Annotated in this window: 13 protein-coding genes; 3 read left to right on the top strand and 10 right to left on the bottom strand. The window is 74.1% G+C overall.

Translation table 11 applies throughout. The features are described from left to right. The first annotated feature begins 354 nt into the window (after positions 1–354). Positions 355–2157, top strand: a complete 1803-nt coding sequence (locus ACQPZG_RS27115; protein WP_433548320.1) for a glycoside hydrolase family 15 protein — start codon at positions 355–357, stop codon at positions 2155–2157. Between the two features lie 271 nt (positions 2158–2428). Further along, a complete protein-coding gene (locus ACQPZG_RS27110; RefSeq protein WP_433548319.1) occupies positions 2429–4060 on the top strand; it encodes a PucR family transcriptional regulator in 1632 nt (543 codons plus the stop codon). A gap of 42 nt (positions 4061–4102) precedes the next feature. Here the strand turns inward: ACQPZG_RS27110 and ACQPZG_RS27105 are convergent, their stop codons facing one another. From ACQPZG_RS27105 to ACQPZG_RS27080, 6 genes are all read right to left on the bottom strand, one after another. Continuing rightward, positions 4103–5254 carry a glycosyltransferase family 4 protein gene (locus ACQPZG_RS27105; protein ID WP_433548318.1) on the bottom strand — a complete coding sequence of 384 codons (1152 nt, stop codon included), beginning with the start codon at positions 5252–5254 and terminating at the stop codon, positions 4103–4105. 349 nt (positions 5255–5603) lie between these two features. Continuing rightward, positions 5604–6392 (bottom strand): hypothetical protein, encoded by a 789-nt coding sequence (locus ACQPZG_RS27100; RefSeq protein WP_433548317.1) that lies wholly within the window; start codon positions 6390–6392, stop codon positions 5604–5606. Between the two features lie 42 nt (positions 6393–6434). Continuing rightward, positions 6435–8189 (bottom strand): DNA repair protein RecN, encoded by a 1755-nt coding sequence (recN, locus tag ACQPZG_RS27095; protein ID WP_433548316.1) that lies wholly within the window; start codon positions 8187–8189, stop codon positions 6435–6437. A 193-nt stretch (positions 8190–8382) separates the two neighbouring features. After that, positions 8383–9288 carry an NAD kinase gene (locus tag ACQPZG_RS27090; RefSeq protein ID WP_433549568.1) on the bottom strand — a complete coding sequence of 302 codons (906 nt, stop codon included), beginning with the start codon at positions 9286–9288 and terminating at the stop codon, positions 8383–8385. Between the two features lie 50 nt (positions 9289–9338). After that, positions 9339–10154, bottom strand: coding sequence for a TlyA family RNA methyltransferase (locus ACQPZG_RS27085; RefSeq protein WP_433548315.1), 816 nt, complete (start codon positions 10152–10154; stop codon positions 9339–9341). Positions 10155–10161: 7 nt separating this feature from the next. Continuing rightward, positions 10162–10482 carry a hypothetical protein gene (locus ACQPZG_RS27080; protein ID WP_433548314.1) on the bottom strand — a complete coding sequence of 107 codons (321 nt, stop codon included), beginning with the start codon at positions 10480–10482 and terminating at the stop codon, positions 10162–10164. Between the two features lie 43 nt (positions 10483–10525). On the opposite strand from ACQPZG_RS27080, the gene ACQPZG_RS27075 reads away from it, so the two are divergent. Next, positions 10526–10876 carry an SCP2 sterol-binding domain-containing protein gene (locus ACQPZG_RS27075; protein WP_433548313.1) on the top strand — a complete coding sequence of 117 codons (351 nt, stop codon included), beginning with the start codon at positions 10526–10528 and terminating at the stop codon, positions 10874–10876. On the opposite strand, the gene ACQPZG_RS27070 is transcribed toward ACQPZG_RS27075, so the two are convergent. From ACQPZG_RS27070 to ACQPZG_RS27055, 4 genes are all read right to left on the bottom strand, one after another. Next, on the bottom strand, positions 10860–11681 hold the full coding sequence (locus ACQPZG_RS27070) for an ABC transporter ATP-binding protein (RefSeq protein WP_433549567.1): 822 nt from the start codon (positions 11679–11681) through the stop codon (positions 10860–10862). The genes ACQPZG_RS27075 and ACQPZG_RS27070 overlap by 17 nt on opposite strands. Before the next feature lie 29 nt (positions 11682–11710). Continuing rightward, entirely contained in the window at positions 11711–12790 is a 1080-nt protein-coding gene (locus tag ACQPZG_RS27065; RefSeq protein WP_433548312.1) for a FecCD family ABC transporter permease, read from the bottom strand. Next, entirely contained in the window at positions 12787–13848 is a 1062-nt protein-coding gene (locus ACQPZG_RS27060) for a FecCD family ABC transporter permease (RefSeq protein ID WP_433548311.1), read from the bottom strand. The genes ACQPZG_RS27065 and ACQPZG_RS27060 overlap by 4 nt, the downstream gene beginning before the upstream one ends. A gap of 408 nt (positions 13849–14256) precedes the next feature. Beyond that, positions 14257–15291 (bottom strand): HAD hydrolase-like protein, encoded by a 1035-nt coding sequence (locus ACQPZG_RS27055; RefSeq protein ID WP_433548310.1) that lies wholly within the window; start codon positions 15289–15291, stop codon positions 14257–14259. Positions 15292–15360: the final 69 nt, after the last annotated feature.

Genomic DNA, 15360 nt, shown 5'->3' with positions numbered 1-15360 from the left:
ACGCGGGCCGCACGCGGAATTTCGGCCTCTTCGTCCGCGCACCTGTGAAGACGGTTTCGGGCCGACTGGACCCGAACGGTCAGCACTGCGGCCGCTTGTTCGATCCACCTTCACCCTACGATCACACCGGAACCACCTGTGCCTCACCCGTTCGGTCCCCCCACCTTGCGACCACCTCACGCGGATGAGCCCCGTGCGACGTATCCTTCACGGAACATCGCTGCGAGCCGGCCGGTGGCGAAGGCACCAACCCCGCCCGCTCCCGGACCCCGAAGCTCGTCGTCGAAGATCCCCTGACCGCAGAGGCCCCCTTCCGAACGGGGGTGGACGTGGCCGTTCGACTGGAGATTGCACGTGGCCGGGCGCATCGAGGACTACGCACTCATCGGAGACATGCAGACAGCGGCGCTGGTCTGCCGGGACGGCTCAGTCGACTGGCTGTGCCTGCCCCGTTTCGACTCCCATGCCGTCTTCGCCGCGCTCCTCGGAACCGAGGAGCACGGCTTCTGGCGGATCGGACCCACCTATCCGGAGGGCAGCGAGGCTCCCGTGGCCTCCCGCCGCCGCTACTGCGGGGACTCCCTCATCCTGGAACAGGAGTGGGACACCCCCCGGGGCACGGTCCGGGTGACGGACTTCATGCCACCTCGCGACGGCGCACCGCAGATGACCAGAATCGTCGAGGGCATCAGCGGCCGCGTGCCGATGCACTCGGCGCTGCGCATGCGCTTCAGCTACGGCCGGGTGACCCCCTGGGTGCACCGGGTCGACAACCGTACGGTCGCGGTCGCGGGACCCGACTCCGTCTGGCTGGACACGGACGTCGAGACGCACGGCCAGGACCTCACCACGCACTCCGACTTCACGGTCGGCCCCGGTGAGCGGCTCGCCTTCACCATCCAGTGGCAGCCCTCGCACAAGGAGGCGCCGCCGCTTCCCGACCCCGAGGGCGCGCTGCAGCTCACCGTCGACTTCTGGCGGGAGTGGGTGGAGCACTGCACGTACCACGGGCCCTACCGCGAGGCCGTGGTCCGCTCGCTGATCACGCTGAAGGCCCTGACGTACGCCCCCACCGGCGGCATCGTCGCGGCCCCCACCACCTCCCTCCCGGAGGACATCGGCGGCTCCCGCAACTGGGACTACCGCTACACCTGGCTGCGCGACGCCGCGATCACGCTCTCCTCGCTGCTGCGCACCGGCTACCGCGAGGAGGCACGCGCGTGGCGCGAGTGGCTGCTGCGGGCGGTCGCGGGCGACCCCGAGAACCTCCAGATCATGTACGGCATCGCCGGCGAGCGCGAGCTGGGCGAGGCCGAACTGGACTGGCTGCCGGGTTACGAGAACTCCGGTCCCGTCCGCGTCGGCAACGGCGCCGCCGGGCAGCTCCAGCTCGACGTGTACGGCGAGGTCACCGAGGCCCTGCACCTGGCGCACATGACCGGTCTGGCCCGCAACGACTACGCCTCCCTCCTCCAGCTCAAGCTGATCCGCTACCTGGAGGACCACTGGAACGAGCCCGACGAGGGCATCTGGGAGGTGCGCGGCCCGCGCCGCCACTTCGTGCACTCCAAGGTGATGGCCTGGGTGGCTGTGGACCGCACGGTCAAGCTGATCGAGTCGGGCGACGCGGACGGCCCGCTGGAGCGCTGGCGCGAACTGCGCGAGACGATCCACCGCGACGTCTGCGAGAAGGGCTACGACCCGGAGCGCAACACCTTCACGCAGTCCTACGGTTCCCAGGAGCTGGACGCCTCCCTGCTGCTCATCCCGCAGATGGGCTTCCTGCCGCCGGACGACAAGCGCGTCATCGGCACCATCGAGGCGATCCAGCGGGAACTGTCCACCCCGGACGGCTTCGTGCTGCGCTACCCGACGGCCGGCGAGGACGCGGGCGTGGACGGCCTGGAGGGCGACGAGGGCGCGTTCCTGGCCTGCTCGTTCTGGCTGGCGGACGATCTGGCGATGATCGGGCGGGTCGACGAGGCCCGCAGGCTCTTCGAGAAGCTCCTGGGGCTGCGCAACGACCTCGGTCTGCTGGCCGAGGAGTGGGACTCCCACCTCCAGCGCCAGGTCGGCAACTTCCCGCAGGCCTTCAGCCACGTGCCGCTGATCGACACGGCGCTGCGGCTGACGGCGAGCGGCGCCTACGGGGGCTGAGCGCCCACTTCGAGGAACTGGACGCTCCGGGCGGCGCGGACCCCGCGTGCGCGTCGCCCGGAGCGAAGCCCCGGCAGACGTGGCCGGTGTGCTCCGCGACGCGCCGGACGTCCCGGCGTGCGCGCCCCGGGGTGATGTACGCCACACCGGGCACGGGGTCCCCCAATTCGTGGGTGGCCGCGACGAGTTGTCGGGGGGCGGGGCAGGCCGTCCCGACCGGCGACCGCGCGGTGATGTTCTGGAATCGGGCGCGCGGGTACCGTCCCGGTCCATGGACACGCAGGGCGGAATCACCGTGCAAAGGGCGCTCGAACTGCCGGGACTCCGCAGCGGGCTCCCCGAGGTGGTGGCGGGTGCCGACCGGCTCCACCGGACGGTGCGCTGGGTGCACGCCGGGGAGGTCCCCCACATCGCCTCGCTCCTCAAGGGCGGCGAACTCCTGCTGACGACGGGCCTCGGCCTGGGCACCCGCCCCGCCGAGCAGCGTGCCTTCGTACGCAGGCTGGCCGAGCGGGGCATCGCCGCCCTGGTCGTCGAGCTGGGGCCGCGCTTCGGCCGGCTGCCCCCGACGCTGGTGGAGACCGCCCGGACGGCCGGGCTGCCGCTCGTCCAGCTGCACCGCGAGGTGCCGTTCGTGTCCGTCACCGAAGAGGTCCACACCGAGATCGTCAACGGCCACTACACGCTGCTGCGCCGCGCCGAGGAGGTGCACCGCCACTGCACCGGGGCGCTGCTGGACGGCGGCGGGATCCCGCAGGTGCTGGGGATCCTGGCCGACTTCACGGCCAACCCGGTCTTCCTGGAGACCGCCGACGGGCAGTTGCTGTACGCGGCGGGGCCCACCGCCAAGGACACCGGGGGCGCCGACCCGCTCCAGGTCTGGGAGGGGCTGCGCGGTCAGCGTGAGGTCCGCGAGTCGGGGCCGCCCGCCCACGGCGTCCTGGTGGACGTTCCCGGCGGCGGGCACGGCGCGGGTTCGGTACGGGCCCGGCTGGCCCTGCTGGGGGTGACGAACCCGCTCCTGCCGGTGCACCGGATCGCCGCCGAGCGGGCCGCGGGCATCCTCGCCGTCGTCCTGATGCAGGCACGTCAGGAGGAGGAGCTGGCGGCACGTGGGCGCGGCGACTTCCTCACCGACCTGGCACAGGGCCGCATCCCGGCGGAGGAGGCCCCCGCGCAGGCCCGGGTGCTGGGCTTCAAGCCGGGCGAGGGGCCGCTGCTGCCGGTGGTGATGCGCCTGGCCGCCGAGCTGTCGCCGCCCGGAAACTGGTCGGTGCTGACGCGGGCGCTCTTGGAGGAGCTGTCGTCGGTCGGGGTGCCGGTGCTGCTCGGCGTGCGCCCGGTGGAGGGGCGTGTTCCGCTGCTGCTCGGGCTGCGCGCGGAGGCGGAGCGCACGGCCGTCGCCGACCGGGTCGCGGCGGCCCTGCGGGCCGGTGTCGAGCGGGCCGGGCTGGACAGGGCGGGCGCGCACCCGCCGGTCGTGGTCGTCGGGGTCGCGGGCGGCTGGGCGGCGGCCTCGGCGGGTCTGCGGCACGCGGCGGAGACGGCGACGGCGGCGCAGGGGCTGCACGAACGGCCCTGGCACGACGCCCGCCGCCTCGACATCGACCTGCTGCTGTGGCGGCTGCGGGACCATCCGGACCTGGCGGCGTTCGTGGACCGGGCGATCGGTCCGCTGCGCGACCACGACCGCACCTCACGCCCTCCGCTGCTGCCCACCTTGGAGACGTACCTGGCGCACGCGGGCCGCAAGGCGGAGACGGCGCGCGAGCTGCACCTCAACCGGCAGACGCTCTACAACCGGCTCGCCCGCATCTCCGAGCTGCTGGGCACCGACCTCGACGATCCGCAGACGGTGCTGGCGCTGAGCCTGGCCCTGCGCGCGCGCAGGCACGCCTCCTGATGCGGCGGGCGGTGCGGGTGCGCCCGGCGCGCGGGGGGAGCCCTACGCCAGTCCCGTCAGTTCGTCGTACACGCTGAGCACCTGCGCCACCGTCTCGTCCTCCGTCGGCCAGGCCGCCGCCTGCCGCAGTCCGGCGTCCGCGAGACGGGCCCGGCGCTCCGGGTCGTCGAGCAGGGCGAGCACCGTCCGCGCGAGGGCGTCGGCGTCGCCGTACGGTACGAACTCAGCGGCGTCGCCGACCAGCTCCGGCACCCCGCCGACCTCGGTGGCGACCAGCGGCACCGCGGCCCGCAGGGCCTCCTGGGCGAGCACCGAGCGCGCCTCCCACCGGCTGGGCAGCACCGCGACGTCCGCGGCGGCGAGCAGCTCGGCGACGTCCTCGCGCTGCCCGAGGAGCTGCACGGGCAGGTCCTCGGCCTCGATGCGGCGCTGGAGCGCGGCCCGCTCGCGGCCCTCCCCGGCGATGGTGAGCAGCGGCGCGGGGTCCCGCTCCCGCCAGGTGCGCGCGGCGTCCAGCAGGACGTCGTAGCCCCGGTGCGGGACCAGGCTGCCGACGGCCATCACCAGCGGGCGGTCCACGGCTCCCAGGTCGGCCCTGGCCTTGCCCTCGTGGAAGTCCTCGGAGGGCCGGACGGCGGGCACCGTGACCGGGGCCAGCCGCGCGTCGCGCGCCCCGCGCTCCCGGGCCCTGTCGACCAGTTCGGACGAGGTGCCGAGCACGACGGCGGCCGCCCGCACGGCACGGCGCTCCATGAGGCGTACGACGTGGCCGCGGGCGCCTTCGGCGTGCGCCCGGGTGTGCCAGGTCACGACGAGCGGGGGAGGGCCCGCGAGCCGGACGCCCAGTCGTCCCCGGTCCGCCCGCAGCCGTCCGCCAAGGGCGAAGGCGGAGCGCACGGCGGCGTGCAGTCCGTGCGCGTGCACGATGTCGGCCCGTGCGCACGCGGCCCGCAGCGCGGCCACGGTCAGCGGATCGCCGCGTCTGGGGACGGTCACCACGTCGGCGCCCGCCCCGGCGAAGCCGTAGGCGCTCTCCAGCTCGGCCGGGGCGCACACGGTGACCCGTACGCCCCTGGCGACGAGGCCCGCCGTCAACGACCTGACGTGCGCGCCGCTGCCCGCGCTGCCACCGCCGAGCACGTGGACGGCCCTCAGCGGCGACTGCACGTACGGCGGGGGCGGGGTGCTGCTCACGGTGGCGAGTGCTCCTGGATGGGGTACGGCGCACCGCGCTCGCGGTGCGCAACCGGGCTGGGAAAGGGCACTTGTAGCAGAGATCCGGGCGTGCCCGCGCGTCTTCCGCCGCGCAGGTGCGCGTCTCGGCGCCAAGGATGCCAGCCCCGACGGCCGCCGGGGCGCCACAGATGCCCGGGTCCGGTCACTTCATGCCCACGACCACCCGCACGAGTGAGCGCGGGTTCAGCCCTGCCCTCCGCCGCGGGTGAGCGCCGGTCAGGTGCTGACCTCCGCGCGGGCGGCCCCCGCTCCCCTCCGCGCGGGCGGCCCGGTCCCGCTTCTCGGTCCCTCGCGCGGACGGTTTCCCTCAGCGCGCCCCCGCCGCACGGCTGACCCCGTCGCCGCACACGGCGGCGGCGATCAGCGCGGCGGCGTGCAGGGCGAGCCCGGTACGGCCGTTGCCCGCGGCCACCGCCGCGCCGAGCCCGGCTCCCAGTGCGTGCGCCCCGGTGTCGCCCAGCATGGTGCGCCGCCCGAGGTCGTCCTCCAGCACCGCGGCGGCGGCCCCCACGGGAGCGCCCGCGAGCACCCCGGCGTCGCCGCGCCTCACCAGCCCCGGCGCCCCGAGGACGAGCACCGCCCCGGCCGCCCGGCCCGGCCGTACGTCCACCAGGTTGACCAGGTGCGCGGTGCCCGCGACGACCACGCCCGCCAGCATGCGGTCCACGGCGTGTCGCTTGAGGAGCGCGCCCGCCACGAGCCCGGCCGCGCCGATGCCCAGCAGCTTGACCGCACCGCTGGTGATCTCGCCCCGCCGCAGGGCGCCCAGGTGTGCGCGGAAGCCACGTCGCGGGTCGTCGCGGCCCGCCAGGTCGTCGTACGCCCCGCAGCCGCCGGCCGCGAGCACGGCGAGCACCGTGGCCGCCCGCGCCCGCCCGGAAACCCCCGGTGCGAGCGCGACGGCGGCGGCGGAACCGAGGGCGACGGCCGGGCCCGCGTACAGGTCGACCACCGCGCCCCGGAAGTTCTTCCGCTCCCACAGGGCGGCCTCCCCCGGAGGCCGGCGGCGCATGCCCCGGCGTACGCACGAGGTGACCCCGCCCGCCGCCACCGTCCCGAAAACCCGGCCACCGAACCCGCTTCGACCCACGCTCATGATCACGAGCCTACGTCTGCGCTGCGGGCCGGAGGCAGGCCCCTACACGTCCGCCCGCGCGGTGGCGAGCAGTTCCTCGGCATGCGCCCGCGCCGTCTCGGAGTCCTCCTGGCCGGCCAGCATCCGGGACAGTTCCCGCACCCGGTCCTCGCCCTCCAGGACGGTCACGCCGCTTCGGGTCACCGAGCCGTCGTGGGTCTTCTCCACCAGCAGCTGCCGGTCCGCGAACGCCGCCACCTGCGGCAGATGCGTCACCACGACCACCTGCGCCGACCTCGCGAGCTTCGCCAGACGCCGCCCGACCTCGACGGCCGCCTTGCCGCCGACCCCCGCGTCGACCTCGTCGAAGAGGTAGGTGGGCACCGGGTCCGCGCCGGCGAACACGACCTCCACCGCGAGCATCACGCGCGACAGCTCGCCGCCGGACGCGCCCTTGCCGATGGGGCGCGGGTGTGCTCCGGGGTGCGGGGCGAGCAGCAGTTCGACCTCGTCCGCGCCGGACGCGTGGTAGGCGACGCGCCGCCCGCCGACCTCGATGCCGTGCTCGGCGTCCTCGGTCTGCCGGATGTCGATGGTCACCCGGGCGTGCGGCATGGCGAGGGAGGCCAGCTCGGCGGTGACGGCGTCGGCGAAACGTGCCGCCGCTTCCGTACGGGCGTCGGTCAGGGCCTGTGCCAGACCGGACAGTTCGTCCCGCAGGACGTCCCGTTCGGCCGTCAGCTCGTCGATCCGGTCGTCGTCGCCGTCCAGCTCCGTGAGCCGGGCCGCGCCCTCCTGCGACCAGGCGAGCACTCCCGCCACATCGCCCTCGGACCCGCCGTACTTGCGGGTGAGCTGGGTGAGGGCGGCCCTGCGCTCCTCGACGGCGGCCAGCCGCAGCGGGTCGGCGTCCAGGTTGTCGGCGTATCCGGCGAGCTCGCCCGCGACGTCGCCGAGCAGGATGCCGATCTCGCCGATCCGCTCGGCGAGGGCGGCCAGCGCCGGGTCGTGCGCGCGCACCGCGTCGACGGACCGCTGGGCGCCCGCGACGAGGGTGTTGGCGTCGACGCCCTCCGGGTCCTCGGGGTTGCCCGCGAGGGCGGCGTGCGCGAGCGCCGCGGCGGAGGCCAGCGCTTCCGCGTGCCCGAGCCGTTCGGCCTCGGCGGCGAGTTCGGTGTCCTCGCCGGCGAGGGGCTCGACAGCGGCGATCTCCTCCAGGCCGAAGCGCAGCAGATCGGCCTCCTGGGCCCGCTCACGCGCGCGCGTGGTGATCTCGTCCAGTTCCGCCGAGACCGCTTTCAGGCGGCGGAAGGCGACGGTGTACTTGGCGTGCGGCACGGCGACGGCGTCACCCGCGAAACGGTCCAGGGCCTTGCGCTGCCGGGACGGCCGCAGCAATCCCTGCTGGTCGGTCTGGCCGTGCACGGCGACGAGGTCGTCCGCCAGCTCCGCGAGCAGCCCCACCGGGACCGAGCGCCCGCCGAGGTGGGCGCGCGAACGCCCCTCGGCAGAAACCGTCCTGCTGATGAGCAGCGCTCCGTCGTCGAGTTCCGCCCCGGCCTCCTCGGCGCGCAGCGCGGCGGGTTCGCCGGGGCGCATCGTGAGCCGCCCCTCCACCACCGCCGCCTTGGCCCCGACCCGGACCAGCGCAGCGTCGGCCCGGCCTCCGAGCAGCAGCCCGAGACTGGTGACGACCATGGTCTTGCCGGCTCCGGTCTCGCCGGTCACCGCCGTGAAGCCTGGTGACAGCTCGACGACAGCGTCGTCGATGACTCCGAGCGACCGTATCCGCATCTCCTCCAACACGGACACGACCATACGAGGTCCGGAGGCCACCGTGCGACGGGCCCCGCCCGCCCGCCGCCTCCGCGGGCCTCCCGAATCCCCCCGGACCCTGCTCAAACCCCCACCCGCGGGCAGGGAAGACCCCGATACGGGTGACAGAACGGCCGTCCGGTCGACGTACGTACGAATGACGGATGCGAGCACCGGCCAGAACCCGGCCGACGGTTCAGTGCGGCGCCCCGCGCCACCCCGACACCGGCAGGGCGAACTTGGCGACCAGCCGGTCCGTGAACGACGCCTGGTGCAGCCGTGCCAGCCGCACCGGCACCGCGCCCCGGCGCACCTCCACCCGGGCCCCCGACGGCAGCTCCACCGTCCGCCGCCCGTCGCACCAGAGCACCCCGGCGGGGGTGTGCGGCTGGATCTCAACCGCCAGCACCGACGTCGGCGAGGTCACCAGCGGCTTCGCGAACAGGGCGTGCGCGCTGATCGGCACCATCAGCAGCGCCTCCACCTCGGGCCAGACGACGGGCCCGCCGGCCGAGAAGGCGTACGCCGTGGAGCCGGTCGGCGTGGCGCACACGATCCCGTCGCAGCCGAATCCGGTGACCGGCCGCCCGTCGATCTCCAGGACGACCTCCAGCATCCGCTCCGGCGAGACCTTCTGCACCGCCGCCTCGTTGAGGGCCCAGTCGCGGTGCAGGACCTCCCCGTTGTCGTGCACGAGGACGTCGATCGTCATGCGTTCCTCGACGTCGTACGACCGGGAGACGACCCGCTTGACGACCTTGTCCAGGTCGTCGCGCTCCGCCTCCGCGAGGAAGCCCACCCGGCCGAGGTTGACGCCGAGCATCGGCACTCCGGAGGCGCGGGCGATGTCCGCGCCGCGCAGCAGTGTGCCGTCGCCGCCGAGGACGATCAGCAGCTCACAGCCGTCGAGGACGTCGGGGGTCGCCTCGACGACCGTCTCCACGGAGGAGGGCAGCGGCAGGTCGACCGCCTCCGACTCCAGCAGCCGGACGCCCAGGCCGCTCTTGAGCAGCCCTTCGACGACGAGTTCGGCGCTGCGGATGGCGGCGGGCCGCCCGGTGTGCGCGAGCAGGAACACGGTGCGCTCCGCGGCGGGGTCCAGTACCCGTGCCGCGTCCGGCGCGCCCGACGTTCCGCTCGTCCCTGTTGTGGTCACCGAGGCCCCTCCGCCACTGCACGAGTCACGTCCGCCGGGTCCAGCTCGGGTGCACCGGCCTTCAGCCACAGAAAGTACTCGACGTTTCCGGACGGGCCGGGCAGCGGACTGGCCGTCACGCCCCGCACGCCGAGCCCGAGTCCCCACGCCTGGCGGGCCACGTTCCGCACGGCGTCGGCGCGCAGTTCGGTGCTGCGCACCACTCCCCCGCTGCCCAGCCGCTCCTTGCCGACCTCGAACTGCGGCTTGACCATCAGCACCAGGTCCGCGTCGGGGGCCGCGCACCGCGCCAGCGCGGGCAGCACGAGGCCCAGCGGGATGAACGAGAGGTCGCCGACGACGAGGTCGACCGGCTCCCCGTCGAGCGTCTCCAGGGTCATCTCGCGGACGTTCGTACGGTCCTTGACGGTGACCCGCCCATCGGACTGCAACGACCACGCCAGCTGGCCGTAGCCGACGTCCACGGCCACCACGTGCCCGGCGCCGGCCCGCAGCAGCACGTCCGTGAAGCCGCCCGTGGAGGCCCCGGCGTCCAGCGCCCGCCGCCCCTGCACCGTCAGTCCCAGCGGGGTGAAGGCGGCCAGCGCGCCGGCCAGTTTGTGCCCGCCGCGCGACACGTAGTCCGGGTCGTCGTCGTCCTTGAGGACCACCAGCGCGGCGGCCGTCTCGACCTGCGTCGCGGCCTTGCTCGCCACCGCTCCGCCGACCTTGACCCGGCCCGCGGCGATCAGCTGGCTCGCGTGCTCCCGCGAACGGGCGAGCTTCCGGCGGACCAGCTCGGCGTCCAGGCGGCGGCGTGCCACTCCTGCCACTTCTCGTTCAGCTCCTGATGTCGTGCGGGGAAGCCCCTGGTGCAGGGGTCGCCGGAGGTCCCGGGCGTGCGTCGAGTGCGGTGAGCGTCTCGCGCAGCCCCCGGTGTACATCCTCGTACACCTCGATGTGTCCGTCCGCCGTGAGGTGGTCGACATCGGCCAGCCGCTCCAGGACGGCGTCCACCCCGAGGTGCCCGGTGGCGCTGCGCGCGACGCCGAGCGGCGCCGGGGCGGCCGGGTCGTGGGCCGCCGCGCCGGCGGCCCCGGCGCTCTCGGCCCCGGTTGCCTCCGCCGCTGCTCCGCCGCCCTGTGCTTCCTCAAGGTGCATGGTCACGACGCTACCCCGAAGCCCTGAGGTACGGTCGGCGTTGATGGCGACCACTCAGGAGTGCCGCGGCGCACTCGACAGGCTTTCGGACAATCTCACCCGGTCCGAACACGACGGCGTGCGCGGCGTCGCGGGCTTCGACCGCTCGCTCAGCTGCCACGTGACGGACCTCGACACGACCTTCACCGGCCGGCTGACCGACGGCCGGATCACCGTCGACGACACCACCCCCGGCCCGCCCCGCGAGCGCGCCCAGATCCGCCTGGCGATGACCGGTGACGACCTGGTCGCGATGGTCGACGGCGACCTGAACTTCGCGAAGGCCTGGGCGTCCGGCCGGGTACGGCTGGAGGCCGGTTTCCGCGACCTCCTGCATCTCAGGAAGCTGCTGTAACCGTCGCGTCGACGGGGGTACGGGCCTTCCGCGCCGCCGGTACCACCAGCGGGGTCCCGGTCTCCGGATCGTCGATGACCTGGCACTTCAGCCCGAAGACCCGCTCCACCAGCTCCGCCGTGACCACGTCCGCCGGCGCCCCCTCGGCCACGACCCTGCCGTCCCGCATCGCGATCAGGTGCGTGGCGTAGCGCGCGGCGTGGTTCAGGTCGTGGAGCACGGCGACCAGGGTGCGCCCCTGGGTCTCGTGGAGTTCCGCACACAGGTCCAGGACGTCGATCTGGTGCTGGATGTCGAGGAACGTGGTCGGCTCGTCGAGCAGCAGCAGCGGCGTCTGCTGGGCCAGCGCCATCGCGATCCACACCCGCTGGCGCTGTCCTCCGGACAACTCGTCGACGTATCTCTCCGCGAGTTCGCCGACCCCGGTCGCCGCCATCGACTCCTCGACGATCCGCTCGTCCTCGGGCGACCACTGCCGCAGCAGCCCCTGATGCGGGTAGCGTCCGCGCGCGACCAGATCGGCGACGGTGATTCCGTCGGGTGCCACCGACGACTGCGGCAGCAGCCCCAGCGTCCTGGCGACCTTCTTGGCTGGCATCGTCCCGATCGCCTGCCCGTCGAGCAGGACCCGCCCCTGCGCGGGCTTCAGCATCCTCGACAGGGCCCGCAACAGCGTCGACTTGCCGCAGGCGTTGGGCCCGACGACGACCGTGAAGGAGTTGTCCGGTATCTCGACCGACAGATCCTCCGCGATGATCCGCTCGTCGTAGCCGAGGGTCACCGATTCCGCGACGAGTCGCTGCATGGACGTACCGCTCCTGACGTCGTTCCCGCTCATATCCGTCCCGCCTTGCGCTCCGTCACCAGCAGCCACAGCAGATAGCAGCCGCCCACCACTCCGGTCACCACTCCCACCGGCAGCTGCCGCTCCCCGAACGCCTGCTGGGCCGCCCAGTCGGCGACCACCAGCAGTGCCGCGCCCATCAGCGCGGACGGCATCAGGTTCGGTCCCGGCGACCGCGTCACCCGGCGCGCGAGCTGCGGCGCGCTCAGCGCCACGAAGGCGATCGGCCCGGCGGCCGACGTCGCGACGCCCATCAGCAGTACGGCGCACAGGATCAGCACCACCCGCGCCCGCTCCACCGGCACGCCCAGCGCGTACGCCGCATCGTCGCCCATCTCCATCATCCGCAGCGCCCGCCCGTGCCCGAGCACCAGCGGAACGAGCACGGCGCAGACGGCGGCCAGCGGCAGCACCTGTTCCCAGCCGCGCCCGTCCAGGGTCCCGGTGATCCACAGCACCGCCCGGGTCGCGTCCACCAGGTCGGCCTTGGTCAGCAGGTACTGCATGACGGCGGTCAGCATGGCGGCGGCCCCGATGCCGACCAGCACCAGGCGGTAGCCGTGCACTCCCCGCTTCCACGCCAGTACGTACACCAGCACGCCCGTCAGCAGGCAGCCGGCCAGCGCTCCGGCCGCGACGGCCCAGCTGTTCCCCTGGAACAGCACGATCACGACGAGCGCGCCGACGGTCGCCCCCTGCCCGAAGCCCAGCACGTCGGGGCTGCCCAGCGGGTTGCGGGAGATCGACTGGAAGACGGCCCCGGACAGGCCGAGGGCCGCGCCGACCAGCAGCGCGGTCAGCACGCGCGGCAGCCGCAGCTCCCGGACGATGAACTCCTGGGCGGGCAGCCCGTCGCCGAGCAGCGTCGAGACGACCTCACCGGGCGTCATCGGGAAGTCGCCGCTGCCGATGACCACGATGCCGCCGGCCAGCGCCACGGCCGTGATCACGAGTGACGCGACGACCGCCCGTACGTCCAGCCGCAACGACAGCCCGCCACGGGATCGCACCGCACGAGCCGGGGCCCGCCGCACTGCCGGGTCCCTCTCGGCGGTCCTGGTGGTACTCACAGCTGCCCCATCCTCCGCCGACGCACCAGGTGGATGAAGACGGGTCCGCCGATCAGTGCCGTCACGATGCCCACCTGAAGCTCCGAAGGGCTGGTCACGACCCGCCCCACCACATCCGAGCCCAGCAGCAGTACGGGTGCCAGCACCGCGGCGTACGGCAGGATCCAGCGCATGTCGGGCCCGGTGACGGCCCGCACCAGGTGCGGCACCATCAGCCCGATGAACACGATCGGCCCGCACGCGGCGGTCGCGGCGCCGCACAGCAGCGTCACGGCGACCATCGACAGGATCCGGGTCCTCGTCAGGTGGACGCCCAGGGCCCGCGCACTGTCCTCGCCCATCTCCATCGCGTTGAGCGGCCGGGCGAGCAGCAGCGCGAGCACCAGCCCGACGGCGATGAACGGCCACACCTTTCCGACGACCGCCATGTCCGCCGACGCGAGCGACCCCACGGTCCAGAACCGCAGCCGCTCCAGCGCCGCCGAATCCAGCAGCTGTACGGCGTTGACGTAGCCGTAGAGCGCGGCGGTGGCCGCCGTGCCGGCGAGCGCGAGCCGCACCGGCGTGGCCCCCCGGCTGCCGCCGAGCACGTACACCAGCGCGGAGACGGCCCCCGCCCCGAGGAAGGCGAACCAGACGTACCCGGTGAGCGAGGTCACCCCGAGGAAACTGATCGCCGACACGACGGCCGCGGACGCTCCGGCGTTCACCCCGAGGATCCCCGGCTCGGCCAGCGGGTTCCTGGTCAGCCCCTGCATCACGGCCCCGGCCGTGCCCAGCGCGGCCCCGGCGAGGACGCCGAGGATCGTGCGCGGCACCCGCACGTCCCGGACGATCACGTCGTCCCCGGTGCCGGAGTAGTGCGCGAGCCCGTGCCACACGTCCTCGAACGGGATCGTCTTGGCGCCGACGGCAATGCTCGCCAGCATCACGAGCACCAGAACGCCCAGCGAAACGACCAACCCGGCAGCCCGCACCGCGTTGCGTTTCCGAAGGTTCCGGGGGGACGGAGCGGAGCCGTGCTCCACGCTCTGTTCGGGGGGACTGTCGACCAACACCCGGTTAGGTTAGCCTAACCGACACCCAGCCCCGCAGACCCGCCCCCGCAGCCCCCGATCAGCCGCGCCACCCTCGACACCACCGCTCTTGAGCGACGGGACCACGCTTCCACACCCGCCCTCCTGGGCACCGGGGCCACATCCCACCAGCCCCCTCGGGCGACGGGCCCACACCCCACGCCAGCGCCCCCCTTGGGCGGCGGGGCCGCCCCCCGGGGGCGGAACGGGCGGGCAAGGGGGCGGCCCCCACCGGAGGTGCCCCCTTCTGCCCCAGGCGCCCCCGCTCCCCGCACGCGGACCCGCACCCGCACGCGAACCCGCACCGCCAAGCCCACCCCCGCCACCAGGCCCACCGCCAGTCCCGTCCGCTTGCCCGCTCGCCCGCCCACCCCCGGCAGATCCCGCCCTCTACCCCAACCCCACCCTCTTCAACGCCTCCCCCGCGTCCAACCCGCAGCCCGCCACCCCCGCCTCACTCCAGGCCGCCGCGCACAACGCCCGCAGCCCGTCCATCTCCCGTCCTTCCCCCTCGACCGTCAGCGCGTCCCCACGCACCGAAGCGGTCCACCCCCCGCACGTGAACTGCTCCTCTCCGGCGACCACTTCCGGCTGCCCGGAGAGCAGCCCCCGCAGATCCGCGTCCACATACGTCGGCCGGTACTTCGCCTCCGCCGCCAGCAGCTGCGCCGCATCCGTCACCCCCGTCAGAACCAGCAGGGAGTCGACGCCCCCGGCGTTCGCACCCTCGATGTCGGTGTCCAGCCGGTCGCCCACGACCAGCGGCCGTCGCGCCCCGGTGCGCAGGATCGTCTCCCGGTGCATCGGCGGCAACGGCTTGCCCGCCACCTGCGGCTCCGCGCCCGTGGCGATCCGTACCACCTCGACGGCCGCGCCGTTCCCCGGCGCGATCCCCCGCGCACCGGGGATGGTCAGGTCGGTGTTCGACGCGAACCACGGCACGCCCGCGCGGATCGCGTAAGAGGCCTCCGCGAAACGGCCCCACGGCATGTCCGGTCCCCCGTACCCCTGTGCCACCGCCACCGGCGAGTCCTCCGCCGAGTCCACCGGCACCAGGCCCCGCTCCCGCAGCGCGACCCGCAGCCCCTCGCCGCCGATCACCAACACCCTCGCCCCCGCCGGGACCTGCTCGGCGATCAGCCGCGCGACGGCCTGCGCGGAGGTGATCACGTCACTCGGCAGCGCGGGCACCCCGAGTTCCGTCAGATGCGCGGCCACGGCCTCCGGGGTGCGCAACGCGTTGTTGGTCACGTACGCGAGGTGCATGCCGCCGTCCCGCGCGGTGCCCAGCGCGTCCGCCGCGTGCGCGATGGCCTCGCCACCGGCGTACACCACCCCGTCGAGGTCCAGCAGCGCCGTGTCGTAGGCCTCACTCAGCGCCGTCCCACTGCTGCCCGGACGCGTCCTGCTCGGCTGCTGGCCCATATCTCTTCCGCTCCTCGTTCCGCTGCTTCTCCCCCGATCATCACCCATCTGCCCACCCCATTTACCATG

Source organism: Streptomyces sp. CA-294286, assembly GCF_050947155.1.
GTDB lineage: Bacteria > Actinomycetota > Actinomycetes > Streptomycetales > Streptomycetaceae > Streptomyces.
The sequence above is the reverse complement of the archived record's forward strand: the minus strand, read 5'-3'. Positions and strand labels throughout refer to the sequence as shown.

Bases quoted from the DNA above. Each gene is read 5' to 3' on its own strand.
- ACQPZG_RS27110 (WP_433548319.1), top strand. From the start codon at position 2,429: ATGGACACGCAGGGCGGAATCACCGTGCAAAGGGCGCTCGAACTGCCG.
- ACQPZG_RS27100 (WP_433548317.1), bottom strand. From the start codon at position 6,392: ATGAGCGTGGGTCGAAGCGGGTTCGGTGGCCGGGTTTTCGGGACGGTG.
- recN (WP_433548316.1), bottom strand. From the start codon at position 8,189: ATGGTCGTGTCCGTGTTGGAGGAGATGCGGATACGGTCGCTCGGAGTC.
- ACQPZG_RS27080 (WP_433548314.1), bottom strand. From the start codon at position 10,482: ATGCACCTTGAGGAAGCACAGGGCGGCGGAGCAGCGGCGGAGGCAACC.
- ACQPZG_RS27075 (WP_433548313.1), top strand. From the start codon at position 10,526: ATGGCGACCACTCAGGAGTGCCGCGGCGCACTCGACAGGCTTTCGGAC.
- ACQPZG_RS27070 (WP_433549567.1), bottom strand. From the start codon at position 11,681: ATGCAGCGACTCGTCGCGGAATCGGTGACCCTCGGCTACGACGAGCGG.
- ACQPZG_RS27055 (WP_433548310.1), bottom strand. From the start codon at position 15,291: ATGGGCCAGCAGCCGAGCAGGACGCGTCCGGGCAGCAGTGGGACGGCG.